Origin of the sequence: Tardiphaga sp. 768_D3_N2_1, from assembly GCF_052076105.1 — a bacterium.
Taxonomy (GTDB): Bacteria; Pseudomonadota; Alphaproteobacteria; order Rhizobiales; family Xanthobacteraceae; genus Tardiphaga.
On the sequence record NZ_CP197245.1, the window covers coordinates 1,331,018 to 1,355,758 of the forward strand.

The 24,741-nt window shown below is 59.5% G+C and carries 19 protein-coding genes; 7 read left to right on the forward strand and 12 right to left on the reverse strand.

Annotation, left to right across the window (positions count from 1 at the left end; translation table 11 throughout):
* Position 1: 1 nt before the first annotated feature.
* Positions 2-994: a DUF1839 family protein gene (locus AB8A27_RS06140; protein WP_441241143.1), complete on the forward strand. Its 993-nt coding sequence runs from the start codon at positions 2-4 to the stop codon at positions 992-994.
* A gap of 75 nt (positions 995-1,069) precedes the next feature.
* The gene (locus tag AB8A27_RS06145; RefSeq protein ID WP_441241144.1) at positions 1,070-3,532 is read left to right on the forward strand and encodes a beta-mannosidase; all 2,463 of its coding nucleotides are present in this window, start codon (positions 1,070-1,072) and stop codon (positions 3,530-3,532) included.
* A 54-nt stretch (positions 3,533-3,586) separates the two neighbouring features.
* On the opposite strand, the gene AB8A27_RS06150 is transcribed toward AB8A27_RS06145, so the two are convergent.
* The 3 genes from AB8A27_RS06150 to AB8A27_RS06160 form a co-directional block, all read right to left on the reverse strand.
* Entirely contained in the window at positions 3,587-4,516 is a 930-nt protein-coding gene (locus AB8A27_RS06150; protein ID WP_441241145.1) for a glycosyltransferase family 2 protein, read from the reverse strand.
* A gap of 122 nt (positions 4,517-4,638) precedes the next feature.
* Positions 4,639-5,832 carry a CaiB/BaiF CoA transferase family protein gene (locus AB8A27_RS06155; RefSeq protein ID WP_441241146.1) on the reverse strand — a complete coding sequence of 398 codons (1,194 nt, stop codon included), beginning with the start codon at positions 5,830-5,832 and terminating at the stop codon, positions 4,639-4,641.
* Positions 5,833-6,079: 247 nt separating this feature from the next.
* Positions 6,080-6,646, reverse strand: coding sequence for an NUDIX domain-containing protein (locus AB8A27_RS06160; RefSeq protein WP_441241147.1), 567 nt, complete (start codon positions 6,644-6,646; stop codon positions 6,080-6,082).
* 293 nt (positions 6,647-6,939) lie between these two features.
* Here AB8A27_RS06160 and AB8A27_RS06165 point away from each other — a divergent pair, with 293 nt between their 5' ends.
* The gene (locus tag AB8A27_RS06165) at positions 6,940-7,800 is read left to right on the forward strand and encodes an NAD-dependent epimerase/dehydratase family protein (protein WP_441241148.1); all 861 of its coding nucleotides are present in this window, start codon (positions 6,940-6,942) and stop codon (positions 7,798-7,800) included.
* A gap of 14 nt (positions 7,801-7,814) precedes the next feature.
* On the opposite strand, the gene AB8A27_RS06170 is transcribed toward AB8A27_RS06165, so the two are convergent.
* From AB8A27_RS06170 to AB8A27_RS06180, 3 genes are all read right to left on the reverse strand, one after another.
* Entirely contained in the window at positions 7,815-9,704 is a 1,890-nt protein-coding gene (locus AB8A27_RS06170; protein WP_441241149.1) for a hypothetical protein, read from the reverse strand.
* A gap of 75 nt (positions 9,705-9,779) precedes the next feature.
* Positions 9,780-10,721, reverse strand: coding sequence for a glycosyltransferase family 2 protein (locus AB8A27_RS06175; RefSeq protein WP_441241150.1), 942 nt, complete (start codon positions 10,719-10,721; stop codon positions 9,780-9,782).
* The gene (locus AB8A27_RS06180) at positions 10,714-11,112 is read right to left on the reverse strand and encodes a GtrA family protein (RefSeq protein ID WP_092147482.1); all 399 of its coding nucleotides are present in this window, start codon (positions 11,110-11,112) and stop codon (positions 10,714-10,716) included. The genes AB8A27_RS06175 and AB8A27_RS06180 overlap by 8 nt, the downstream gene beginning before the upstream one ends.
* Positions 11,113-11,339: 227 nt before the next feature.
* Here AB8A27_RS06180 and rfbF point away from each other — a divergent pair, with 227 nt between their 5' ends.
* From rfbF to AB8A27_RS06200, 4 genes are read left to right on the forward strand one after another with little or no spacing between them, the layout of a single operon-like run.
* Positions 11,340-12,110: a glucose-1-phosphate cytidylyltransferase gene (gene rfbF / locus AB8A27_RS06185; RefSeq protein ID WP_441241151.1), complete on the forward strand. Its 771-nt coding sequence runs from the start codon at positions 11,340-11,342 to the stop codon at positions 12,108-12,110.
* A complete protein-coding gene (rfbG, locus tag AB8A27_RS06190) occupies positions 12,107-13,168 on the forward strand; it encodes a CDP-glucose 4,6-dehydratase (RefSeq protein ID WP_441241152.1) in 1,062 nt (353 codons plus the stop codon). The genes rfbF and rfbG overlap by 4 nt, the downstream gene beginning before the upstream one ends.
* A gap of 43 nt (positions 13,169-13,211) precedes the next feature.
* Positions 13,212-14,456 (forward strand): class I SAM-dependent methyltransferase, encoded by a 1,245-nt coding sequence (locus tag AB8A27_RS06195; RefSeq protein ID WP_441241153.1) that lies wholly within the window; start codon positions 13,212-13,214, stop codon positions 14,454-14,456.
* Positions 14,453-15,385, forward strand: a complete 933-nt coding sequence (locus tag AB8A27_RS06200; RefSeq protein ID WP_441241154.1) for a hypothetical protein — start codon at positions 14,453-14,455, stop codon at positions 15,383-15,385. The genes AB8A27_RS06195 and AB8A27_RS06200 overlap by 4 nt, the downstream gene beginning before the upstream one ends.
* A gap of 1 nt (position 15,386) precedes the next feature.
* On the opposite strand, the gene AB8A27_RS06205 is transcribed toward AB8A27_RS06200, so the two are convergent.
* From AB8A27_RS06205 to AB8A27_RS06230, 6 genes are all read right to left on the reverse strand, one after another.
* Positions 15,387-16,157, reverse strand: a complete 771-nt coding sequence (locus AB8A27_RS06205) for an ABC transporter ATP-binding protein (RefSeq protein ID WP_441241155.1) — start codon at positions 16,155-16,157, stop codon at positions 15,387-15,389.
* Between the two features lie 3 nt (positions 16,158-16,160).
* Positions 16,161-16,979, reverse strand: coding sequence for an ABC transporter permease (locus tag AB8A27_RS06210; RefSeq protein WP_441244840.1), 819 nt, complete (start codon positions 16,977-16,979; stop codon positions 16,161-16,163).
* A 23-nt stretch (positions 16,980-17,002) separates the two neighbouring features.
* Positions 17,003-18,217: a glycosyltransferase gene (locus tag AB8A27_RS06215; protein ID WP_441241156.1), complete on the reverse strand. Its 1,215-nt coding sequence runs from the start codon at positions 18,215-18,217 to the stop codon at positions 17,003-17,005.
* Between the two features lie 135 nt (positions 18,218-18,352).
* Positions 18,353-19,588 carry a glycosyltransferase family 4 protein gene (locus tag AB8A27_RS06220; RefSeq protein ID WP_441241157.1) on the reverse strand — a complete coding sequence of 412 codons (1,236 nt, stop codon included), beginning with the start codon at positions 19,586-19,588 and terminating at the stop codon, positions 18,353-18,355.
* Positions 19,570-23,340, reverse strand: coding sequence for a glycosyltransferase (locus tag AB8A27_RS06225; RefSeq protein ID WP_441241158.1), 3,771 nt, complete (start codon positions 23,338-23,340; stop codon positions 19,570-19,572). The genes AB8A27_RS06220 and AB8A27_RS06225 overlap by 19 nt, the downstream gene beginning before the upstream one ends.
* Before the next feature lie 411 nt (positions 23,341-23,751).
* A complete protein-coding gene (locus AB8A27_RS06230) occupies positions 23,752-24,720 on the reverse strand; it encodes a GDP-mannose 4,6-dehydratase (protein ID WP_441241159.1) in 969 nt (322 codons plus the stop codon).
* Between the last annotated feature and the right edge of the window lie 21 nt (positions 24,721-24,741).

A 24,741-nucleotide genomic window follows, 5' to 3' on the forward strand; every position in this document is an offset into this window, starting at 1 on the left:
CTTGCAATCCGTTTGCGCCATCGAGGGACTGGATCCCGCAACTTACACGCGGCATGGACTGCACGATGCCGCGCGGAATTGGCCCGAGACGAACTGCTATGTCGATCTGCTGATCGAAGTGCTGGCCCAGCGCGGACATGATCCTCGCGCCGCGCTGGCTTTCACGGTCGCACAAGATTACGAAGGCGACCAGTTCACATTTTTCAAGGTTCCGTCCGCCGATCTTGCGTTGCTATACGGCGTGGAGGTCCTGGAGCTCGCGATCTTCGATCAATTGGAAGATCACGCGCGCGTACAGTTGGCACGGGGGCGTCTGCCGCTGATCGAGGTCGATTCCTACTATTTGCCGGATACCCGGGGCATCACCTATCGCCATAGCCACAGCAAAACGACAATCGGCGTCAACGTTCTGGATTCGGCCAACCGCCGCCTCGATTACTTTCACAATGCCGGATACTTCCGCCTGGAAGGCGAGGATTTCGACGCGCTATTGCGGCCGGCGCATGACAAGGGACTGCCGCTGTTCCCCTATGTCGAATTTATCAAGTTTGGTCCGGTCCCGTCTGCGCGCGAGCAAGTGGAAATGTCGCGCATGCTGCTGGCGCACCATCTGCGTCGTCGTCCGGCGCAGAATCCGTTCACGGCATGGGGCGAGGTGATTGGTGTCGACATCGCTCGATTGATGGAACGTCCAGCCGAGTGGTTTCACACTTACGCGTTCAGCACATTGCGCCAGGCCGGCGCCAATTTTGAACTGCTCGCGTCCTATTTGGCGTGGTTGCAAGAGCGGGGGCACCCGGTACCAGAACGCGCCAGGTTGGCCGCGGAAGCGATTGCCAGCGGCGCCAAGGTCATGCAGTTTCAGTTCGCCCGCGCATCAGCACGAGGCAAGGTTCCTGATGTGACGGATGTCATCCGCCAGCTCGCGGCCGATTACGACATCGTCCTCGATGGTCTCGCGAACGATTTTGTTACTCGTGGCGCCGCCCTGTGATCGCAGCACGATCACCCATGCCGGCGCCTCATCATGGCATGATCTCGCCATGACGTTTTCGGCTCATTTATTGCCATGACCGCCATCCGCTCCATAACGGAACGACAGGTGCAGTCGCTCGACAGCGGCTGGGAACTGGCGTTGTCGGCGCCTCAGGCCTGGCTGGAGCCGAGCGCGCTGAGTGAAGCCGTCTGGTTGCCCGCCATTGTCCCTGGGACGGCCGCCGGCGCGCTGCGCGCCCTCGGTCAATGGAGTTTCGATAGCCCTCAGCCGCTGCACGAAAAAGACGTATGGTACCGACTCCGCATCAGAGGGCAGGGCAAGCGCAAGTTGCGGTTTGAGGGGCTCGCGACATTCGCTGAGGTCTTCTTCGACGACAGGCCCATCCTGACCAGCAGCTCGATGTTCGAGCCATATGAGGCCGAGATCGTTCTCGACGGTGAGCATTGGGTCCATATCGCCTTCAGGAGCCTCCGCAAAGTGCTGGCGGAAGCCAAAGGCCCCCGGGCACGCTGGAAGACCATGATGATCGAGGAGCCGCGGCTGCGGTTCCTGCGCACAACGCTGATCGGTCATATGCCCGGCTGGTGTCCGCCAGTAGAGGTCGTTGGCCCGTATCGCCAGGTCCTCCTGATCGAGGAGGGGCCGATCGTGGCCCGCAATGTCGATCTGCGCGCGCAGCTGGAGCAAGCTGATGGTGTGCTTTCCATCTCGCTGGATTTGGAAGGCGTACCGGCGGACGCGATTCCGGTCCTCCGATGTGCCGGAGTGAGCGCACGGCTCATCCGGTCCGATCGGGAAACGACCTGGCGAGGGATGCTGCGTATTCCCGATGTTGCGCCATGGTGGCCGCACACGCATGGCACGCCGACGCTCCATGCGGTCGACATCCAAATCGGCGAGGTCCATGTCGATCTCGGCCAGACGGGCTTTCGCAAAATCGAGCTCGACCGGGGATCGGATGGGCACGGATTTGCGATCCTTGTGAACGGTGTGAGGATCTTCTGCCGCGGCGCGTGCTGGACCCCGATCGATATCGTCAGTCTGCAGGCGTCTGATGCCGACTACATCCGAGAGCTTCGCCTGGTGCAAAGCGCCGGCCTGAACATGCTGCGCCTTAGCGGCACGATGCTGTACGAGACGCCTGAATTCCATCGTGCTTGCGATGAGATGGGCATTCTCGTCTGGCAGGACGCGATGATGGCCAATTTTGATTATCCATCGGATACCGCATTCGCAGACACTATCCGCAGCGAGATCACGACGCTCCTGCGCCGACTGAGCGCGTCGCCGTCTTTGGCCGTTATGTGCGGCGGGAGTGAAGTTGGACAGCAGGCAGCGATGATGGGGTTGCCGCGCCAGATGCGCGACACACCGCTCGCCGAGAGGGTGATCCCCGAGATTCTTGCGCAATGGTCGGACGCCGTCTATGCGCCAGGTTCGCCGTCAGGAGGAGCGCTTCCGTTCGTGTCGGAAGCGGGGCCATCGCACTACTACGGCGTCGGTGCCTATATGCGGCCACTCGACGACGCACGCCGAGCCAATGTCCGCTTTGCATCCGAATGCCTGGCTTTTGCTAACCTGCCGGACGATCGCCAATTTGAATCCTGTCAACTCGATCCGAGCGCTGATCCGGTCCGTTGGCTAGGGCGTGTACCCCGCGACGGCGGTGCATCCTGGGATTTCGAGGACGTCCGCGAGTATTATCTAACGGCACTTTGGAACGAAGACGGCCGCAGCCTGCGCCACAGCGATTCCATGCGCTGGCGCCAATTGTCGCGAGCGATCGTCGCCGAGGTGATCGAACGCACCATCGATGAATGGCGCCGTCCGGCGTCCGCGACAGCGGGCGCACTGCTATGGCTGTGGCGCGACCTGTGGCCCGGTGCCGGCTGGGGTCTGGTGGATTCCGACGGGCGACCCAAGTCTGCGGTCTACGCCCTTCGGCGGGCTTCCTTGCCGCTGCGACTGTCGATCACGGACGAGGGCACCAATGGGCTTTACCTGCACCTCGTCAACGACACGCCACACGCCGTCACCGGCAGGCTCGTTTTGCGTTGCCTGAAAGACGGCACGATACCGGTGATCGAAGCGGCCCGTGACGTGACGCTCGCGGCCCATGCAGGGCTTTCCATCGGGGCGTTCGACCTGTTCGATCGCTTCTTCGACGCGGGTCACTGTTATCGGTTTGGACCGGCCGCGCATGATGTGGTTCATGCGACGTTCGAGATGCCAACCGCAGGTCAGCCTGTCGAGGCTTTCCATTTTATTGGGATTCCCGCGGTCGAATCCAATCATGCCATCAATGCGGTGCTTGGCGAAGATCGAAGCGGCTTCTTCCTGGAGCTCCAGACGGACGCAACAACGCGATTCGTCGAGATCGCGGACGACAACTTTGTGCCCGACGACAATTACTTCCATCTCGTACCCGGACGTAAAAAAGTCGTTTGCTTCACACCGTCGTACCAAGCGGGCAAACACATGCGCCCTGCAGGGCGAGTCTCGGTGCTGGGCGGAAGCGGCGACGTCAACTACTGAAGGGACGATCAGGGGGGCGACACACCGCGCCGCCGCGTTTGACTGGACGTAGGCTTAATCCGGTAATGATGGCTGCGCCAGATATGCGAGGAGCTTGATCTCGCGGCGTCCGCGGGTGACAGTGTCGAGCACGAGGCCCGACGAAAATGAGAGCACGCCGACGATCATCAGACCAGTCGAGAGCACGGCGGTGGGCAGCCGAGGCACCAACCCCGTTTCCAGATAGGTGACGGTGACGGGAATCGCGAGGCCGATGGAGACGATGCCGAAAAATAGGCCGATTGTGCCGAAGAAGCGCAGCGGCTTTTCCGAACGGTAGAGCTTCATGATGGTGCCGAGGATCCGGAAGCCATCTCTCCACGTGTTGAGCTTGCTGGTGGAGCCTTGCGGCCGCGCGAAATACGGCGTCTCGATTTCAGTGACCGGCAGCGCAAGCTGCAGCGCATGAACGCTTAGTTCTGTCTCGATCTCGAAACCATCGGACAGCACCGGGAAGGATTTGACGAAGCGCCGCGAGAATATGCGATAGCCTGACAGCACATCCTTGAAGTTCTGACCGAACGTCATTGACAGAAAGCCGGTGAGCAGGGAGTTGCCGGTACGGTGGCCAAGGCGATAGGCAGCAACCTGTTGCTCAATGCGACGGCCCACGACCATGTCGAGGCGATCGTTTAACAGCGCTTCGATCATGGCTGGTGCGGATGTCGCGTCGTAGGTCGCATCGCCATCGACGAGAACGTAGACATCGGCATCGACGTCACCGAACATGCGGCGGACGACATGACCCTTGCCCTGGCGATGCTCGCTGCGAACAATCGCGCCCGCCTGCGACGCGACTTCGCGCGTGCGATCTGTCGAGTTGTTGTCGTAGACATAAATCGCGGCGGCCGGCAGCGCCTTCCGGAAATCGTTCACGACTGTTGCGACTGCGACCTCTTCATTGAAGCAGGGGATCAGGATAGCGACGCGGGGCGTTGCGGTCATGGAGCTTTCCGGCGGGTTCGAGGCGCAGCACGATCTCCGATCGACTGCACCCGGACGAAGATGTGCTCCCGATTAATGCAGCCTATGGCGTTAATTTTCACGGTATTTGACGGTTCGCGGCCTCAGACCACCTTGCCTCGTCGCAATTCGGCGATCTCGTCGGCACCGAAGCCAAATTCGGCGAGTAGCTCCTCGGTCTGCTCGCCGACTTCCGGTGGCCGGGCGGCCATGTGGCTCGGCGTACGTGACAGCGTGAAGGGCTGAGCGACCAGCGTGATCTTGCGGTTCTGGTCGTTGGGAACGTCCTGCGCGAGGCCCAGATGCCTGACCTGCGCATCGGCGAACATCTGGTCGACGGAGTAGATCGGACCGCAGGGCACGCCGGCGGCATTGAGATCGTTGACCCATTCCTCGGTGGTGCGTTTTTCGGTGCAGGCGCTGATCGCGGCGTTGAGGGCGTCGCGGTTCTTCGAGCGGGCAGGGCCGGTGGCATAGTCGGGATGGGTGATCAATTCCGGGGCGCCGATGGCTTGCGCGCAGCGCTCCCAGATCTTGCCGCCGGTGGTGGCGATGTTGATGTAGCCGTCGGAGGTCTTGAACACGCCGGTGGGGATGCTGGTCGGGTGGTTGTTGCCAGCCTGTTGCGGGACTTCGCCTTCCATCAGCCAGCGCGAGGCCTGGAAATCCAGCATGAAGATCTGGGCCTGCAGCAGCGAGGTCTGGACCCACTGGCCCTGGCCGGAGACGTCGCGCTCCAGCAGCGCCGTAAGGACGCCCAGCGCGCAGAAAAGCCCGGCGGTGAGGTCGGCCACGGGGATACCGACCCGCATCGGGCCCTCGCCGGGCGCGCCTGTAATGGACATCAGGCCGCCCATGCCCTGGGCGATTTGATCGAAGCCCGGCCGCTTGTGATAGGGGCCGTCCTGGCCGAAGCCGGAAATGCTGGCATAGACAATGCCGGGATTGAACGCCTTCAGGCTCTCATAATCGATGCCGAGCCGGGCCTTAACATCCGGACGAAAATTCTCGACCACCACATCGGCCTTTTCAACGAGCCGCTTGAACACGGCAAGGCCGCGCGGATCCTTCAGGTTCAGGGTCATGGCCCGCTTGTTGCGGTGCAAATTCTGGAAGTCCGAGCCCTGGCGGGGGCCGCCGGGCTGCTCAGAACCCGCGTCGTCGCTCAGCGCATCGATCTTGATGACATTGGCGCCCCAATCCGCGAACTGGCGTACCGCTGTCGGGCCGGAACGGATCCGGGTGAGGTCGAGCACGGTAAAGCGGGAGAGGGCAGAGGAGGCGCGCGGGAAGGGCATTCAGAGGGCTCCGGAATGACGCAAGGTTCGGCCGAAACACTACCTTTCGCGCAAACCGGCGGGCTTGTCATGCCCCGCCGTCGCGATCGGGGCGTGCATCCCCGCCATCCCGCGCAAAAATCGATGTAACCGGGCTGTCACGTCCGGTTGCAATTGGGGGGCGAACTCGCGCAGTCGCGTGCGGGCAACGCGCAGCCAGACAACTCGCTGAGTGTCCTGCGCCATCGCCATGCCGGCTGAGGGGCCTTCACGCGGGCTTGGGTGTGAAAAGATCCGGGCGCCTGATCTGCAAGGCTTGCACGAGCGCCAGCAATTTCATGTCGACGGTTGACGCTGTCCGGACGTGGTCGGCAAGCGTCGCGAGCGATATCTCGTCGACGTCGATGTCCTCGTTCTCGTGGGCGAGGCCGCCGCCGGACGCGACCCGGTCGGCGGCGCGGTACGGCGCCAGATACAATACAAGTCGTTCAGTCGAAACGGCCAGCATGGACCAGCAATTCGCAACCATCTCCAGCGTTCCGAGGCGAACGCCTGCCTCTTCCATTGCTTCGCGCCGGGCACAGGCCTCGGCATCGCCATCGTCGTTCACCCCGGCAATTGGCTCGATAACATTGTCGGCCCCTGGCGATACATGCTCGACCGGTGTCCGGAACTGGCTGATGACAAGAGCGACCCGGCGTTCGTCATCATAGGGGAGAACCGCGACCGCATCGCCGTGATGCTCGATGTGTCGTGTGAACAACTGGCCTGTCGCAGATTTCACGTCTGCCAGAAACACCTTCATCCATCCATCTACGACGATCCGCACGTCCACTATGCTGTTCTTCATCGTTTATCCTTCGACTGTCCCAGGAATGTCTGTCGCATTTATTGCCCGGGCTGTCGCCTATCCGTGGCTGCGCGCCGTGACGGGCACGTCGGGTCGATGTGTCGCCACGGCGAATGTATGTCCGTGTGGAGCGCTTCCCGGTTTGGTGCTAGTCACTTGCGGCGGCGCGTACGTCACCCGTCAAATGATTACTTGCCTTTGACCGTTCCGGTGGCGTTCCGCAGGCGCGGCCTTCTTGTCGTGGCGCTGATATTATGCGCGTTGGATCGGATTTTGGAATGCAGAGCATTGTGTTGGGCGGCTCCGGCATCGTCGGTGGCCACATTGTTTCGAAGTTGATCGTGGCTGGCGAACATCCCATCGCCATATCGCGATCGCCGCCGGCGGACGAACGAGCGGTCCGGTGGGTTCAGGGCGACCTGGCCCGTCCCGAATCCCTGCAACTGCCGCGCATCACCACCGTTTATTGTACGGCACATTCGCTTTTGCTCGCGAAAGCGCTCCCCAGTCTGTTCAGCGACGAATTGCAGCGGGTCGTCCTGTTTACATCGACCAGCATCGTGACCAAGCTCAATTCCGACATTCCGGCCGAGCGCGAAGGCTTGCAGCGGCTGGCCGAGGGCGAGCAACAGACGATCGATCTGTGCACCCGCATGGGTGTCGGCTGGACTGTGCTCCGGCCGACGATGATCTATGACGAGGGGCGTGATGCCAATGTCTCGCGATTGGCGCGGCTGATTCAAAAGGTCGGGGTGATGCCGCTTGCGGGACGGGGAGCCGGATTACGCCAACCGGTTCACGCTGAAGATCTTGCGATCGGCGCGCTGAACGCCGCATCCAGCGAGGCGGCCCGCGACAAGATCTATGCTCTGCCGGGGCCGGATGCGATCAGTTATCGCGAGATGGTCGGCCGCATCTTCGACGGACTCGGCAAGCGCCGGCGTATCGTTACGGTGCCGCCCGTGCTGTGGAGGGCTGCATTTGCGCTGGCGGCGCCGCTATTGCCGAATGCCAATGCGGCGATGGGCGAGCGCATGGCGAAGGACATGGTGTTCGATGCCGCGCCCGCGATCAGGGATTTTGGCTGGAGCCCGCGCAGCTTTCATCCGCAGTTTGAGCGGGCATTCGGGCTTCCGTAGACGGTTGCGCTCCCTTAGTTGGATTTTTCCGGGATCGTTGAATCAGCCAGGATTGACCCCTTCGTGACACGCACCGTATTCAGCCGGGCATTGATATTGGACGTCAAGCGAATGCGGGGGTCCGATAGCGCTGGCACATCGACCAGTCTTTTCTGCACGAGCATGCCGTCCTGGTCCCGATATGACAGCACATAATTGGCAAGCACCGACGGATCCATCCGTTCGATGGTCACGGATATGCTGTCGATATGTCGATTGCCTGTGTCCCCCGTTATGTGCGCGATAGAGAAAACGAAGCGTCGCTCGTTATCCAGAAGCTGGTAGTCGAGCGAGGCAATGTTCTCGCTTGAGGCGGCGATTTCGGACGGCTTTGTATAAATCTGGACCGGGCGCTTGTATTTAGCTTTGACGTAAGCCGTCCAGTAGTCAGGGGGAACGACTGTGAACCAAGATCCGCTTCCGAACCTTGGCGCAAAAATGACCGGGGAGGTCTGACCTGTAGCATCGATCGTCTTGAGGGCCAATGCAAGGATACGCCAGCGGCCTGCCTCCGGACGCATATCCGCTGCAACGGCATCGTTCATTCTGCTGCCGACGGCAGCAAAGGCACCCAATATGATTGCCAGCAGGAGCGCGATGACAATTCCAAGGCCGCGCAGGTGCACGAACGGCATGAGGATGCCGGCAAGCATCATGCTGACGCCGAAGTGCGACAGAATTGTCATGACGTATGAGTTGATGCCGTATTCAAGGCACCAAGTCTGATATTTCTGGGTCATCGCAACGGGCAGAATTGGCAAGAACGTGATCATGCCTCCGATCAGGATGAGCGGGATGAACCTCCAGACTGTTACGCCCTGTCCAGGCATTCGTCGTAGTGTGATGAATGCTGCGTAGGCTGTCATGATCCCGACGAGGATCGTGCCCGGATAGGCGGCCAATTCGTTTACGTAAAGATAGATGTCGTAGACGATCGCGGTACCCGCACCCGTCAGGGCGTCCGCATACAGGACTTTGTAGGGAATAACGAGATCGTAAAGGACCGAGCCACTGAGCGAGAAATTCAGCAGCGTCGTGGTAATGTTGGCGGCATCAAATGGGGCGAGCGAATGTCCGTTATACTTGGACGGATGTGCAATCATCCATCCGACCGCCAGCAACGCGTACAGGGCCGGAACGACGATGCTGACGAGGACTAGGTCGCGCGAGCGGCCACGCGTGAAGTCGCTGACTTTGAAGTTCGCGATCGATTTCTCGACAGCGAGATTACCCACGACGCTGAAAACGAACAGAAGACAGAAGAGTAGGACCACTCCTTCATTGTTGAATAGTGCCGCAAACAAGAACAGGGCGCTGGATGCGAGTGCGGCTCTCGAGGCTGAAAGATAGTAGCGACGCCCCGCCAATATCGCGAAGGCGCAGAGGGTTGCGGAAGGCCACACCAGAAGCGGATACGCGGTTAGTGCTGAGCCTTCCCAGCGCAGCGCCAGCAGACCCAAAAAGAGGCAGGCCGCAAAACCGGCCGTCCGACGGCCCCAGTAGGCTGATACAACTCCGTAAAAACTGACGAAGAAAATGACAAAGCTGCCTAGTTTCAGGATGCTCTCCAAGGGAGTGCCTACCCAAAACAGGGCGCGGAGCATCATGTTTCCGATAGGAAAGGCCCACACCCGCCCTTGGCTTCGCGCCCAGTCTCCGATCGGATCCGAGGCAGGCTGATGCGCATGCAACGCCCAAGCAGCGTCGTCGGTATGCATGGGTCCCATGCCCCACAATCGTAGGCACAGACAGGCCAGCAAAAGCGCAATGGCGAGACCATCGATGCCGACGAAATACAATGCCTGTATCAGACGCGCGTGAACTGCGGCTATCCGCTGACGGGTATCTTGCATCGAAGCGAGCATCAGTCCTGTTACAGGTTCGAGTGTACCGAAGGTGGGTTTCTCGGAGGCGAGGGGGCGCCGCGGAGCGGCGTTGTACTACTCGAAATTGACGCGCTCGCGTTCGATGACCATCGGGCGGCGCCTGACCTGATTGAAGATCGCGACGATGTATTCGCCAAGCAGGCCGAGGAACAGCATCTGAACGCCGCCGAAGAAAAAGATCGCGATGACAATTGTCGGTGTTCCCTGAGGACCAAGGTCAAAGCCGAGCAGCTTTAAGACAAGCAGAGTAAAGGCGTAGACGAAACTCAGGAACGCGATTCCGAAGCCTGCAAAAAAAGCGATACGCAGCGGCGCGCTGCTGAAGCTGATGATCCCGTTCAGGCCCTGATCGACAAGCTGCCAGAGCCGGTTTCGCGAAATTCCGTGCTTGCGGGGCTGCCACTTGTAGGGAATGCCTACCGATCGGAAGCCTGCGTCGAACGGCATCATGCGCATGAAGGGCTGCACATCCTCAAAGCGCTTCATGGCGTCCAGGACTTTGCGGTCGACGAGTTGATAGTCGCCAACATCTGCCGGATAGGTCACGTAGGACATGCGGCTGATGAACTGATAGTAAAAATGCCGCGCTGTACGCAGCAAGATGGGTTCTTCGCGTTCGGCTCTAATTCCGAACACAACCTCGTTGCCGGCTTCCCAGTGTTTGACAAAGGTGGTGATCAGTTCTGGGGGATCCTGGAGGTCGGCCGGCACGAACAATACGATGGCGTCGCCAGTCGTGCTGAGGACTCCGTTATAGGTATTGCGCAGAATGCCGAAGTTGCGGGAATTGACGATGATTTTGACCGATGGATCCTCTGCTGCAATCGCCTTCAGGATCTCGACCGTGCGGTCGCTCGATGCATTGTCGCAAAATATGTGCTCGCGATCGTAACCAGGCAGCTCGCGCGCAAACAGGTCCTTGATAGCCTGATAGCACTCGGCGATCCCGTCCTCTTCGTTGAAGCATGGTGTCACGAGGCTGATCGTTTTACGCACTTGGCGAACTCCGAAACACGAATAGCTTAAGAACTAAAAATGTGCCGATCACGACAGGCGGCAAAACGAGGGCCTGTGCGACCAGCGGATGAATGCCCCAGGCAAGCACAGTGCGTAGCAGGAGGACGTTAAATCCATAGATGACGAGGTAAGCGAGCGCAAATTTGAGAAAGTTCTTGCCGCCGCCATTGCCGCGAAAGACAAGGCGGCCCGTCGTCATATAGTTGAATCCGACGGCGATGACGACGGTTACAAACAGCGCCAGCTCCGGAGCAAGTCCCGCGAATATCCCCACGGCATAGACCAGATAGCCGAATGCGGTATTCAACAGACCGACGATCAGGAAACGGGCAAATTGACCAGCCGTCCGTCTGCGGTCGGCAGGGATCATTGGATGTAGCCAGTCGTCAACACGGGGTTATTTTAGCCGTCGTTCGACAGGAAACGCGTTTTCCTGCCTGAGCTGCCGTTCTATTCTGCGATCCACTCTGTATGGGAGGGATTGGCCGAATTCAAGCGACAATAGGCGGCCAAGCTGCAGTTGACAAAAACGCTTGGAAACGTGCAGTTACTTGAACCTAAAAGCCCGATTTATCTAGCATTTTCGAAAGTAGTCCGATGAAAGTTGTCATCCTTGCAGGGGGCCTCGGCACGCGCCTGGCTGAGGAAACCAGCGTGCGGCCGAAGCCGATGGTGGAAGTCGGAGCAAGGCCGATTCTCTGGCACATCATGAAGATCTACAGCCACTTTGGCTTCAACGACTTCATCGTCTGCCTTGGGTACAAGGGATACGTCGTCAAGGAATATTTTGCTAACTATTTCCTGCACATGACCGATGTGACCTTTCACCTGGCCGAAAATCGCATGGAAGTTCATCGCGAGACAGCGGAGCCCTGGCGCGTGACGCTCGTGGACACGGGCGACGAGACGATGACCGGTGGGCGCCTGAAGAGAGTGCTGCCCTATGTCGGCGATGAAGAAGTATTTGCGATGACGTATGGCGACGGTGTCGCCAATATCGATCTGGCGGCCGAATTGGCTTTTCACAGGTCTCACGGCAAGCAGGCCACGGTGGCGGCGGTGCGTCCCGCCAAGCGTTTCGGCGCGATTTCGATCGAGGGTGATCACGTCAAGAGTTTCCAGGAAAAGCCGGCTGACGACGGCGGCTGGATTAATGGAGGCTTCTTTCTGCTCTCACCGAGCGTCGGCAAACTGATCGCGGGCGATAGTACGGTCTGGGAAGGGGAGCCGATGGAAACGTTGGCGCGGACTGATGAGTTGCGCGCTTACGTCCACCATGGCTTCTGGCATCCGATGGATACCATTCGCGACCGCACGTTCCTCGAGTCGCAGTGGACCGGCGGGAAAGCCGAGTGGAGAGTTTGGTGATCGATCCGGACTTCTGGCGCAACCGCCGCGTCTTTCTGACGGGGCATACGGGCTTCAAGGGTGCGTGGATGACACTGCTGCTGCGCTCGCTTGGCGCGCAAGTGTCCGGTTTTGCATTGCCGCCGGAGAACGAAAAGGATCTGTTCAACGTCGCTGGTGTGCAGAGCGATGTGGAACACCAGATCGGCGATGTGCGCGACCTTCCGCTCCTGCGCGATTCGCTACGGACGGCGAAGCCGGAAATCGTGATCCATATGGCGGCACAATCGCTGGTGCGCCTGTCTTACGATGAGCCGGTCGAGACCTATGCAACCAATGTCATGGGTACAGTGCATCTTCTTGAGGCGGCCCGCTCGGTTCCAGAAGTCCGTGCCATCGTGGTGGTGACCAGTGACAAGTGTTACGAGAACACTGGCACGCTGCGGGGGTACAATGAAACGGATGCCATGGGCGGATACGATCCCTATAGCAGCAGCAAGGGATGCGCCGAGATCGTCACGGCAGCCTATCAGCGTAGTTTCTTCCACGATGGATCGTCGGCGCTTGTGGCGAGCGCACGCGCCGGCAACGTGATCGGCGGCGGCGACTGGGCTCGCGACCGGCTCGTGCCGGATATCATGCGGTCATTCATGGCGGGGCAGGTGGTTCGGATCCGGAATCCGGACGCGGTGCGCCCGTGGCAGCACGTCATGGATCCGGTGATTGGTTACCTGACGCTGGCTCAACGTCTGGTTCAGGGGGGGCGTCAATTTGCCGAAGGCTGGAACTTCGGCCCACATGAGGACAGCGAGGTCCCCGTCTCGACCCTCGTGCGGCAACTCGCGGCGCATTGGGGGGCGGATGCCCGATGGGATCTGGACAAGGGTGACAATCCGCACGAAGCCGCGTATCTGAAGCTGGATTGCAGCAAGGCGCGTGCGCGACTTGAATGGCGCCCGGTCATCGAATTTGATCGCGCGCTGCAACTGTCGTCGGAATGGTATCGTGCATTTCATGAGCGCGCGGATATGCGCGCGCTGACCCTTCGCCAGATCAACGAGACAATCGGCGGCCGCTGACAGATTTGACGGTTGCCTCAAAACGACATGCAGGAGATTAAGGGTGCTGGGTTCCATCGTTGAGATTAAGTCATGTGAAGTGTGCGGCAGCTCGGACCTGAGCCCCGCCATCGATCTTGGCCTGCACCCGATGTGCGATGATCTCGTCCCTGTTGGTAATGGTTATGTCTGCAAGGAATATCCGATCGATATTCTGTACTGCAGCTCGTGCCGTACCGCGCACCAGCGCTTTCAGATTCCGAAACGAGAGCTGTTTCCAGCCACCTATCACTATCGCTCGCGTCATACGATGGACGTGCTGAACGGTATGAAGGATCTGGTCGCTGCCTGTGAAGTGACGTTGGGAAATCTATCGGACAAGAAAGTACTCGATATCGGTTGTAATGACGGCAGTCTGCTGTCCTTTTTCGCAGAAAAAGGCGCCAAGACATTCGGCATCGAACCGACCGGTGCTGCCGCCGATGCCGCGGAGCGCGGGCACGTTGTCATCAATGATTTCTTCTCCGAAGAAGTTGCGGATCAGTTCGTGCGCAAGAACGGCAAGCCGGACGTCATCACGTTCACGAACGTCTTTGCCCATATCGAAGATCTGAAGGGCGTGATCCGCGCGCTGAAAATCGCTGCGCATGACAAAACGCTGATCGTTATTGAGAACCATTATCTCGGCGCGATCCTCGAACGAAATCAGTTCGATACATTTTATCATGAGCATCCGCGCACCTACAGTCTGACTTCTTTCGTTCACATCGCAAAGTCGCTTGGCATGGAAATCGTGCTGGCCGAATTTCCCAAGCGTTATGGCGGCAATGTTCGCGTGTTTCTCCGAGCAGCATCGGGCGATGCGGCCGTTCGCGAGAAGCTTGCGGAGATCGACAGCCTGGAAAGCGGATTCGGCGACGGACTGACGAAGCTGGCGGCACAGGTTGCCATCTGGAAAGACAACAAATACGCGCAGATTCAGGCAGAGGTTGCCAAGCACGGGCCGCTTGCCGTCAAGGCATTTCCCGGACGTGCCGCGATTCCGGTGAAGATGCTCAATCTGTCGACCGATCATATTTCGGCTGCCTATGAGAAGCCGTCCTCCGCCAAGATTGGACACTACATTCCGGGCACACGGATTCCCATTCGCTCGGACGACGAATTCACGCCGGCGCTGATTGGCGATGCTCCGCTGCTGAATCTGGCCTGGCATATCGCAGATGAGATCAAGGGATACCTGCGCCAGCGCGGCTTTAACGGTCCAATCATAGATATCATTGCGCCGGAAGATTTTCTGGAGCGACGGTGACCTTCGCGATCTTCGGATCCGGGTTCGGGCTCTACGGCTATCTTCCGGCGTTGATCGGTTGCGGTCAGCGTGTCGTTCTTCCAGAGCGATATCGTGAGCGCTTTCAGGCGCGCACGGAGCTGGCGCGATTTTCCGGGCACATCGAATGGGCGACCGACGAGACGGTGGCATTGGCGCGTGCCGATGGCGTTGTTGTCGCACTGCGGCCCGGCGATCAGGCGGCGTGGCTTCCGCGTTGCGTTACGCAGCCTCAGCTTGCAAGGCTCATGCTTGAAAAGCCATTGGCGCAGACGCCCGACGAAGCCCTGCGATTGCAGAAGCTGTTGCGTGACTGTGGAAAGTCGTTTCGCATCGGCTACACGTTTTGCGGAACGCCGTGGGCGGCAGACGTTCGCGAGTTCGTCGCTCAAGGTCAGGGCGGCTTGCTCGCGGTCGACTGGCAGTTCATGGCGCACCACTACCGGCACGATCTGCCGAACTGGAAAAGATCGCATCCCGAAGGCGGCGGCGCGATCCGCTTCTATGGCATTCAACTGATCGCAGTACTTGCCGAACTCGGCTATCGGGAGGTCGCCGAAAGCCACTCGTTCGGGCCAAGTGAACAGGAAATCATGCGATGGACCGCCACGGTCGCGGGCAAGGGTCTGCCGGACTGTCGGCTCGTCGTCGATTGCAGATCGGACGTCACGGAGTTCGTGGTTCAGGCTCAGTCGCTGCGCGGTCCACAGAAGCGCCTGTTCGGCAATCGTGATCCGTTCGGGGACGACGCCCGCATGGCGACGCCGAATGCGCTCGATAGTCGCGTAGGTCTGCTACAAGGGCTAATCAACCCTCTGCTTCACCCTGGCAGCGGAGGCCCGGCCTGGTACGACGATGTTCTGTTGCTGTGGCAGAACATCGAGGCTCGCTCGATCTTCTCACTCGCCTGAATTATTGACCGGTATGGGCGGCGTACTGGTCGAGAATCTCGTCGATCGGACCGATGGCGCGCACCTGGCCGGTTTCCATCCAGATACCGCGGTTACAGAACCGGCGGCAGATCGCCTGGCTGTGCGAAGCAAGCACCATGATGCTCGCTTTTTCCACGAAACGCTGGATGCGATGCTCGGCTTTGGAAATAAAGCCAGCATCGCCCGCCATGATCCACTCATCCATCAAGAGGATTTCGGGAGCGAAGCAGGTTGCCACGGCGAAGGTGAGGCGGGTCATCATGCCCGATGAATAGGTGCGCACAGGAATATCGAGATAATCACCAAGCTCGGTGAAATCGATGATGTCCTGCATCCGCTCTTCGATCTCGTCCGGACGCAGCCCGAGGATCAGTCCGCGCAGGCGGATATTCTCGTACCCGCTGATTTCCTGGTCGATGCCGAGTCCGATATCGAACATCGGGGAGATGCGCCCCCGGCTCGTGACGGTCCCCGAGACCGGCTCATAGATGCCGGCCATGACGCGCAGCAGCGTGGTCTTGCCGGCGCCATTCGAGCCAATCAATGCAACCCGGTCGCCAGCCTGAATGTTCATCGAAATGTTGCGCAGCGCCTCGACCGTGATGCGGTGGTTGGCGTCGGTTGCGAGATGGCCACCGGATCCGCGAAACATCAGGCTTTTCTTCAGCGAGCGGGAGCCGCCGTGATAGATCGGAAACGAGACGCTGACGTCTTGAAGGACAAGCTCGGTTACGGTCGATTGATTGGTCATGAATCAGACCCAGTACGAAATGCGAGAGCGGAAGCGGGCAAAGAACAAGCCGGCAACGACGAGGTTGAGCAGGGTGATGATGAAAGCGGCCAGATAATGTTTCGGATCCGGTACGCTGCCAAGCAGAGGCCCGCGGATGATCTCGACCAGGTGAAAGAACGGGTTGGCGTCCGCAATATACGTCCGATGCTGAAGAAGTTCCGGCTTCCACATGATGGGAGTTACGAAGAACACAATCTGCACGACGGAGTTGACGAGCTGCGGAATGTCCCGGAAGCGTGCCGAGATCATGCCGAGGGTAAGACTTGTCAGCGCGCCGTTGAGGAGGAGAATAGCGAGGCCCGGAATGGCCAGCAGCGCGGTCGCGCCCGGCCAGATGCCGAAGTACCAAATGACGCCGAAGTAAATCAGAAAGTTATGGAAGAAGATGATCAGCTTGCTCCAGCACGATCTGAAAACATAGACGGTGTACGGCAGCCGGACTTGCTTGATGTAGGATTCCGAGCCCGTGAACAGTGTTCCGCCTTCCATCAGAAAGGTGGACATCAGATTCCAGATGAGAAGTCCGACGCAGAGAAATGGCAGAAAGTCGTTGATCGGCGTCTTGAATAGTTCCGCATAAAGGATGCCGAGAGAAACGACCATGATTGCCATGCTTGCCGTCAGCCACAGCGGGCCCAGCGCCGAGCGGCGATAACGCTGCAGGATGTCGTTCCAGCCGAGGCGCCCCCATAGCGGCCAAAGCGTAAGGCCCGTCCTGATATCCAGCCAGGCGCGGCCCCAGGATTTGTTGTGCCCGCGAATAACAGGTTGCTTCTGCATCGTGGCCAACTCGACATTATCGGTTACGGGCATCCGGTCTTGTCCTGCATGGTGTTACGCGGCTTCTGACGAAGAACATCCTCGTAGACCTCTTCCATCCGCGAAACATATCTTTCCTGACTGTATTCCGATCGCGCACGCGCCTTGCCGGCTTCGCTCAGCCTTTGAGCGAGGGCTGAGTCATCCAGAATACGGCTGATGGCCTCGGCAAGCCCCCGGGAATCCTGCGGTTTCACCGTCAGGGCTTCCTGGTTGTGCCGCGCGATATGCGGGACCGCCGTTGTGAGCGACGTATTCACGATCGGCAAGCCGGCCGCCATCGCTTCGAGCTGGACGATGCCGAAGGCTTCTGCGCGCGTCACCGATGGAAAGGCGAATACCTTTGCCGCGTGGAGATAGGCTTTGATCTGGCCTGGACTTACGCGGCCGGCGAATGTCACACGCTCTGCGACACCGGTTTCGTTCGCGACCTTCTGCAGATCCTCGCGAAGCGGCCCTTCACCGATGAACACGACATGCCCGTCAATGTGGCGGAGTGCTTCCAGAAGGACGTCGAAGCCCTTGTAAGGTACGAGACGGCCGGTCGCGATGATCATGCGCGGGTACTTCTGACGGAGACGTTCCGCCTCTGCCTGTTCTTCCGCCGTGCAGGTCGCCCAGTAATCGATATCGATTCCGTACGGTACGATTGCACATTTATCCGCAAACGCAGGCAGAAACGGCGAACCGTCAATCGTGGATTGGTCGGCGACGACGATCTTGTCCGCGCGCGCCAGCGTCCTGACAATCGAGGGCGACAACAGTTTCTTCAGCAACGCCCTGCCGACGATGTCAGCGTGCCAGAAAACGATCAGCGGCTTTTCGCGGGGCAGATACGGAACCGTGACGTCCACGATGGGGAAGGGCGCATGATGGACCAGAATGTCATTGGATTTGACGCGATCCATCAAGGTGAAAGGGTAACCGGGGGCAATCGGTGTCGAGAACAGATTGCCCAATGACGCCACTGCACGTACTGGCACGCCATCGAGCTCGAATTCCCGGGCCATGCCGAGCAGTCGCGCGACGAGAATCTCGTTCTGCGTGCCCGCAGGCGATGGTCTGCTCAGGGTCGCCATTGCGAACGGGATCCCGCCGTCCACGTCGGGCCGGTAGACCTTATAGCTGTGCAGGACTTTCAGTGCGGCGCTCATGGCGCGGAGAAACCTCGGAAATCGAATGACAAGATCGGTGGCCATCGGGTTACCGACGTCCGCGCACGATCTACCTGTCCCTGAAGCGGGGTATTGGGCCGGCGCCGGCCCTAAGTAAAGTCATTTATTGTCGCTGGATATGACCGTTTCAGGCCAAGGGAGAATGTCGCGTGGATATTCTTAAGCCATTGATTCAGCGGTTAATTCATAGGCTTTCGTGACGATTTCGGCGCTCCCGCGCCAACTGAAAGCGCTCGCCAGTGCGATTCGCTCTTGCGCGCGTTGGTCATCCTTCGCGGACTCGTCCATCAGTCGGCGCATCGGGGCGATCCAGGCGTGAACGTCGGTCGCGGCGACGGTAATGGCGTGGCCGCGGGTAATCTCGTCCATGCATGTATTTTCACCGTGGACGACCTCGGTGCCGCAGGCGAGGGCCTCGACGACCGGCATACCGAAGCCCTCGTAAATCGATGGAAACAACAGGGCTACGGCTCCCTCATACAGCGCGCGCAGTTCGGTGTCCGAGACCGATCCGAGGAAACGCAGGCTGCCTTCGCTTACCAGGTTTGCGGTTTCCGGTGGCAATTCGAGCTGCCCCCAACCACTGTTGCCAACAATTGCCAGCGGCATTCGGCGGCGTTCAGCGGGAGTCAACTGGGCGTAGGCCATGATCAGCGTCCGAAGGTTCTTGCGGGGCTCCAGCGTGCCTACGGCCAGGAAATAGGCCTTGTAGGACACGTCAAACCTGGCGAGCGCCTGCTCGGTCACGGCCTGTCCCAGCGGCCGAAAGATGCTGCTGGCAGCGGGTGGTGCGACAACGATCTTGTCCGGCGCGCACCCATAGACATCCACGATCTCGGCTTTGCTGAATTCAGAGATGGTATGCACGACCGCGGCGCGTTCCACGACCTTTGGCAGCTTTTCCAATTGGCGAAGGCGGTCTTTGGGATGTGCGTCGGGATATCGAACAAAAGAGAGGTCGTAGACGACAGGAAGCACCGGAACGTTCAGGTCGGCGAACGGCACGTAGCGAAAGGCGTGGAAGACGTCGAGGGATACATTCTGGGGAATTCGCTGAAACCGGATGGCTTGAAACTCGCGATAGAGGCGGCGAGCAGTCGGCGCCTGCGCCAGTTTCGCCCGCAAGGCGAGCGAGGCCTTGCGGGTGAGCGACGCGCGCAGCGACAGCTTCCGGCTGTCGGCATGCTTGCCCTGCATCTGCTCGATCCGCGCGAGATCTTCCGGGCCGAAAGGGCGGCATGCCATATGCGAGAATTCGTAGAATTCGAGCGCTGCCTTCTGTTCCAACAGGGCTTTCACCAGATGAAAACAGTAGTTGCCGATCCCGGTCATCGAGCCGCGCAGGATGTCCGTTTCGAAGCCGACCGATATTGGAGTCACTTTTTCCAGTACCAATTATTCTTCACAACGACCTCGATCAACGCTTCCGTACTTTGCTCCCATGTCAGGCGCTTCATGCCGGTCGAACAAGGAGATGTTTTGGCCGCAGATGCGGCTAGCCACTGCTCGATATCCTGTGCAAGTGCGTTCGGATCTTCAGTCTTTACGAAGGTTGCGTGTCCGTCGGCGATCTCGCGGAACACCGCGATATCGGAGCAGATAATCGGTGTGCCGTAACTTGCACTTTCAACGAGCGGCAGACCGAACCCTTCGCCCTTGCTCAGGAAGAGAAATACCGATGCCTTGCGATAGAGTTCGGCGATCTGGGTGTCGTCGAAATCCTCGAAAAGAAACAGAGTCGTGCCAAGCGCAGGATGGCTGCGCAGCCGGTTCATGAATTCTTCGAGAAGCCAGCCCTTGCGACCAGCGATCGCGAGCGACAGTTTCGAACCTTTTTGCCAGAGACGTTCGAATGTGTTGAGGGCAAGTTCGTGGTTTTTGCGAGGCTCGATCGTCCCGACCATGAGCGCGTAGGGCAGAGCGGCGTTCAGCGTCGAATCCGAGTTCGCCTGATCGGGCGAGAGCGGCGGCAATGACCCGAGATGCCAATAGCCGACCTGCAGACCCGGGGCTCCGAGATCGTGCTGCGTCATATACGCGATGAGCTCGTCGGCAATCGTGCGCGATATGCAAAGCAGATTGTTGCTTGCCGCAATCGCACTGCGTACCCATCCCTCGAACCAGATCTTGCCACCGCTGACGACGTCGGTTGGCGGCAGCGTAATGGGCAGCAGATCATAGATCGCCGTCGTGATGGGGACATGCGCAGCGCGGGCCCGCTGAAAAATCTCTGCAAACTGATCGTATTCGGCCCACGACGAATCCAGCATCAGCAAACGGTCTCCGGACCTGAATGTGATGGGTTTTCGGATGGCGGGAGACCCTTCGAACGGCAGGGTCAATCCCTGCTGTTCGAGCCATGACGTCGCCGGGAAGATCTCGTTGCCCTCGCGTTGAAAAGCGACCACGTCGAAATCGTTGCGCCCGCGCAGATATGCGGCGCGCAGTGTCTCTCTGACGACGCGCGGAATGCCGGTGCCATGATCGCCTTTTGCGATATGGCTGACGTCAATCAGCAAGCGAGGGCGAAGGAACCCCGGCGCCTTAAAGGCGCTGGCGAAATTTGCGACGGAAGCTGCCGCGCGCGCCGGTTGAGGAGTGGCCGCCAGATAAGGGCCGATCTCGGTCGCAAGCCCCTCGATCCTGGCTGCCGCACTACGGCTCACAAATTCATTGATCGCGGCCGCGTATTCCTGCGCGCACTGACGAGGGTTGTGATGAGTGCGGACATAATCCAGGGCTCTACCGGCAAGTTCTCTGCGTTGCTCCGGCAACTGACGAAGCGTCAGAAGGCTCTGCGCGATTTCGGCGGCGTCCGGATCTGCGCTGAGTTTGACAACCACGTTGTCCGGATAGTCGCGGTAACTCGCTTCTTCATTCACGATCACCGGCACGCCATAGGCCAGGCAATCGAGGACGCCTTTCGGCGTGCCGCCACGGCTCTTGGTGCGGAGTTGCACCGCGATATCGACGATGCGCATATACGTCGCATAGTCCTCGTCGGAGACAAAGCCGGTGACCTTGATGCGTTCGCCCAGTCTGGACTTCTTGATCCGATCGCCAAGATCAAATCCGAAGTGATCCTTCGCCAATTCTCCCACGAACACCAAATGACATCTGGCCTCATCAGCGAGGGCCGAATCCAGCACGGCGTCCAGCAGACGATCGCCACATTTCGTCCAGGCCACGTGGCCGAATGTTGCGATGACGACATCGTTGGGCGCAAAGCCGAGCTTTGCGCGTTCTGCGTCGCGGCGCGCTGGACTCCAGGCTTCCGGAACGATCACCATTTGCGGAATGGTGCGGTAAGGGGCCCGGCAACCCTCCGGATAAAACTGGCGGGCAACCTCCAGATTGAATGGCGAGTGAGAAATGACGCCGATCGCTTGGTTTAAGACGCTTTTCGTGCAGGGCAGATTGACGACGGTCTCGCCGACTGGATCGGGATTCTTGGCGATCGGTGCGAACGCCTTCCGCGCGACTCCGCCATGGGCTTCGAGCATTTCGTGCGGATATCGGTTCGTTTCACCCAGATGGTAGTCGAGGTAAGCAAACAGGCCGCTGAGATAAGCGTCATGCAAACCGACGATACCGGGAAATTCCTGCAGCAGCGGCAGCATATGCGCATGGAATTCCGAATTCCCGAACTCGTAGAGGATCGCGTCATATGCCTTGGCGTTGGCTGCGAAGTCGGCAGCATCGAAAATGCGGAATGCTGCATTGAGTTCTGACCCGGTAACGTTGTCGCCTACAATGTAGACATCGACATCGAAATGCTCGGCCAGAAATGGCAGGAACTGCGCATTGTAATCCGCGATCCCGGAGCGGGCCGGGGGCAGTGGCGTCAAGACCGCAAGACGATCGCGCTTCAGCCAGCCGGCGGCGGCGGTCGAAATACCGGAGTGCCGTTTGCGGCGAACGGCCTCGTCGAAGGCCTCGATCGCCTGGCTGGCAGCAGACGGCCAATTGAAGCGGGCCGCCCGCTTGGGGCCGTACTGACGCAGATCTGCAGCAAGGCCGGGCGTGCTGAGGACACGATGCATGGCCTCGGCGGTGGCAGCCGGCTTGCTGGAATCGAACAACGCATCGGAACGGTCGATCAGTTCCTTGATGCTGGAATTGTTGCCGCCGATGACCGGAGCACCACAAGCCATGGCTTCGAGAACCGGCAGGCCAAGCCCTTCGTAAAGCGATGGGAACACGAACAGGTCGCAGGTCGAATAGAGGCCGACCAGATCTTCCTCGGGGAGATACCCCAGGAACAGGATGTCGTCGCTGGCGAGGCCTGCCTGTTTTGCAGCAGCTTCCAGAGCCAGCTTGCGGTCGGGCGTCAGCGCACAGACGATCACGAGCTGTGTGTTAGCTCGCGTTTCGGCCGGCAGCTCGGCATAGCCGTTGATTGCTCCCTGCAGATTCTTTCGATGATCGTCGCCGCCAGTGTAGAGAATGAACCGCGGCCGTGAAATCTGGTAACGCGCCACGAGTTGCGCGCGGACAGTTGTCGCATCGACGACCGGCTGGAAGTGGTCGGAGATGCCGCCGTAGATCGTGACAACTCTGGACGGATCGAGCCCTAGCAAATCGATCGCGTCCTGACGACTCGATTCCGAAATAGCAAGAAGCAGGTCAGCATGCCGCAGCAATTGCACGCGCTGCATGTACCAGGCTTGAAACCGCTTATCCCGGAAATAGTAATCGCTGAACCGCATCGGTATGAGGTCATAAAGCGTCGCCGAGAACACCTGACCGATCGGGCGGTTCTTGATAAAAGGGATAGCAACCCTGTCGCTATATCCTTCGAACAGATGTGAGACGTGAACGATGTCCGGCAGGGCTGAGGCGACGATGCTTGCATAGAGGGCAGCATCGAGTGAGTCCTGTTCTCCACCCTCGAAGCTGCGTCGCCCCGCCAGCTCAGGCAGGACCGGTGGGCGGATCATTCGCTCTTCGGGAACTTCCGGCCATGACACTGCGAATGGCAGATGCGGAGCCGCAAGCCCTAGAAACTCGCGATGCCCAGCCTGGCGGACCATTTCGAGGAACAGAGAACGCGAATATCGGCCGACGCCACGGTGGGCGGAGCCCGCCGTCTGGCAAGCCTGCAGGTCCAACGCAATGCGGATCGATCGAATATCGATTTCACGCATCAATCCGCTTTCCCGGGTTCCAGATGGCTGTTTCTCGGTTCAGGCAAATCATCATGGCTTTGTACGCTTCAGTCGTTTCATCGACGGCTGGTGCGGGGACCGGACCGGCTTGGCCGGCATAGACAGCGGAACGGTACAGCCCCGGATGTGCCAGACGACGATAGACCCCGCGAAGAATTCGGTTTGACGCGATATATCCAAAGAGCCCGGGCGCACGCGATCGTGCCGCTTGGGCGCACCGACGCAGAATACCTCCCAAGTTTAGTCGATGAGCCAAAGGCATCTTGCTCCAATTCAACCAAAGATATCGACATGCGCCAACGACAGGACGCCAGACCGACGTTGATTCTGGCCCACACTATAACTGTTCTATTATGCTGTTTTCGGATCGCGCGTGGCAACCGCTATGTACTACGGCTTGTCGGACGTCGCGGTGACGGTCTTGCGCGCGTGTTCCAGGATTTGCCTCAGAGTTTCATCAAACTCAAAACGAGGGTGCCAGCCCAGAACATCTCGGGCACGAGCCGCGTCGCCGACAAAGCGGGGTGTATCCACGGCCCGCAGCCGGGAACTGTCCTGTTCAATGGCGATTTTCGTTCCGCTGATCTGAATGAGGCGATCGAGGACATCGCCGACCCGGCGCGGAATGCCTGATGCGATGTTCAAGATCATCCCGTGAGAAAGCGCCTCCGAGCGAGCGACAACGCATGCATAGGCCGTGGTGACGTCACGTACGTCGAGAAAATCGCGTTCCGCGTCCAGATTTCCGACATGGATAACCGGCGGCTGCTGGTTGGATTCGATCCGCGCTATCTGCATGGCAAAGCTCGGAATGACGAACTCCTCGCTTTGACCCGGCCCGGTATGATTGAAGGGCCGCATTCGGACACATCGCAGACCGCGCTCTGCCATGGCACCGAGCGCGAGATCCGCCGCAGCCTTGGTGACGGCATAGTCGTTGGTAGGAGCGAGCAGGGCTTGCTCGGTCAGCGGCAGTCCAAGCCGTGCCGTGGACCCGTAGACCTGACCGGAGCCGATAAATACGAGCGTGCATTCGGGTGCATGACGCAGGATCGCGTTTGCGAGGTTCAGCGTTCCGAACACGTGAACCTGCCAGGCAACATTCGCCTGTGCGCTCGCCGCGGGGACCGCCGCAAGACCGGCCAGGTGGATGATATGGTCGGGGCGGAAGCGCGCAATCGCTGACATCACCGCGGCTTCGTCGGTGACATCCAGCGGTACGACGGGCAAATCCGACAATGACGTTTCGCCGGACTTCGATGTCAGGCAGATGTCGACGTCGGTTCCAAATTCCTGCCTGAGCGAACCGATCAGATGTCCGCCGACAAACCCGGTTCCACCCGTAACGAGAACTTTCATGTCAAATCTTCACGAGTCGGA

Excerpts from the sequence above, each read along its gene's own strand:
- AB8A27_RS06145 (WP_441241144.1), top strand. The coding sequence starts at position 1,070 with ATGACCGCCATCCGCTCCATAACGGAACGACAGGTGCAGTCGCTCGAC.
- AB8A27_RS06150 (WP_441241145.1), bottom strand. The coding sequence starts at position 4,516 with ATGACCGCAACGCCCCGCGTCGCTATCCTGATCCCCTGCTTCAATGAA.
- AB8A27_RS06155 (WP_441241146.1), bottom strand. The coding sequence starts at position 5,832 with ATGCCCTTCCCGCGCGCCTCCTCTGCCCTCTCCCGCTTTACCGTGCTC.
- AB8A27_RS06165 (WP_441241148.1), top strand. The coding sequence starts at position 6,940 with ATGCAGAGCATTGTGTTGGGCGGCTCCGGCATCGTCGGTGGCCACATT.
- AB8A27_RS06170 (WP_441241149.1), bottom strand. The coding sequence starts at position 9,704 with ATGCTCGCTTCGATGCAAGATACCCGTCAGCGGATAGCCGCAGTTCAC.
- AB8A27_RS06180 (WP_092147482.1), bottom strand. The coding sequence starts at position 11,112 with ATGATCCCTGCCGACCGCAGACGGACGGCTGGTCAATTTGCCCGTTTC.
- rfbF (WP_441241151.1), top strand. The coding sequence starts at position 11,340 with ATGAAAGTTGTCATCCTTGCAGGGGGCCTCGGCACGCGCCTGGCTGAG.
- AB8A27_RS06205 (WP_441241155.1), bottom strand. The coding sequence starts at position 16,157 with ATGACCAATCAATCGACCGTAACCGAGCTTGTCCTTCAAGACGTCAGC.
- AB8A27_RS06210 (WP_441244840.1), bottom strand. The coding sequence starts at position 16,979 with ATGCAGAAGCAACCTGTTATTCGCGGGCACAACAAATCCTGGGGCCGC.
- AB8A27_RS06215 (WP_441241156.1), bottom strand. The coding sequence starts at position 18,217 with ATGGCCACCGATCTTGTCATTCGATTTCCGAGGTTTCTCCGCGCCATG.
- AB8A27_RS06225 (WP_441241158.1), bottom strand. The coding sequence starts at position 23,340 with ATGCGTGAAATCGATATTCGATCGATCCGCATTGCGTTGGACCTGCAG.
- AB8A27_RS06230 (WP_441241159.1), bottom strand. The coding sequence starts at position 24,720 with ATGAAAGTTCTCGTTACGGGTGGAACCGGGTTTGTCGGCGGACATCTG.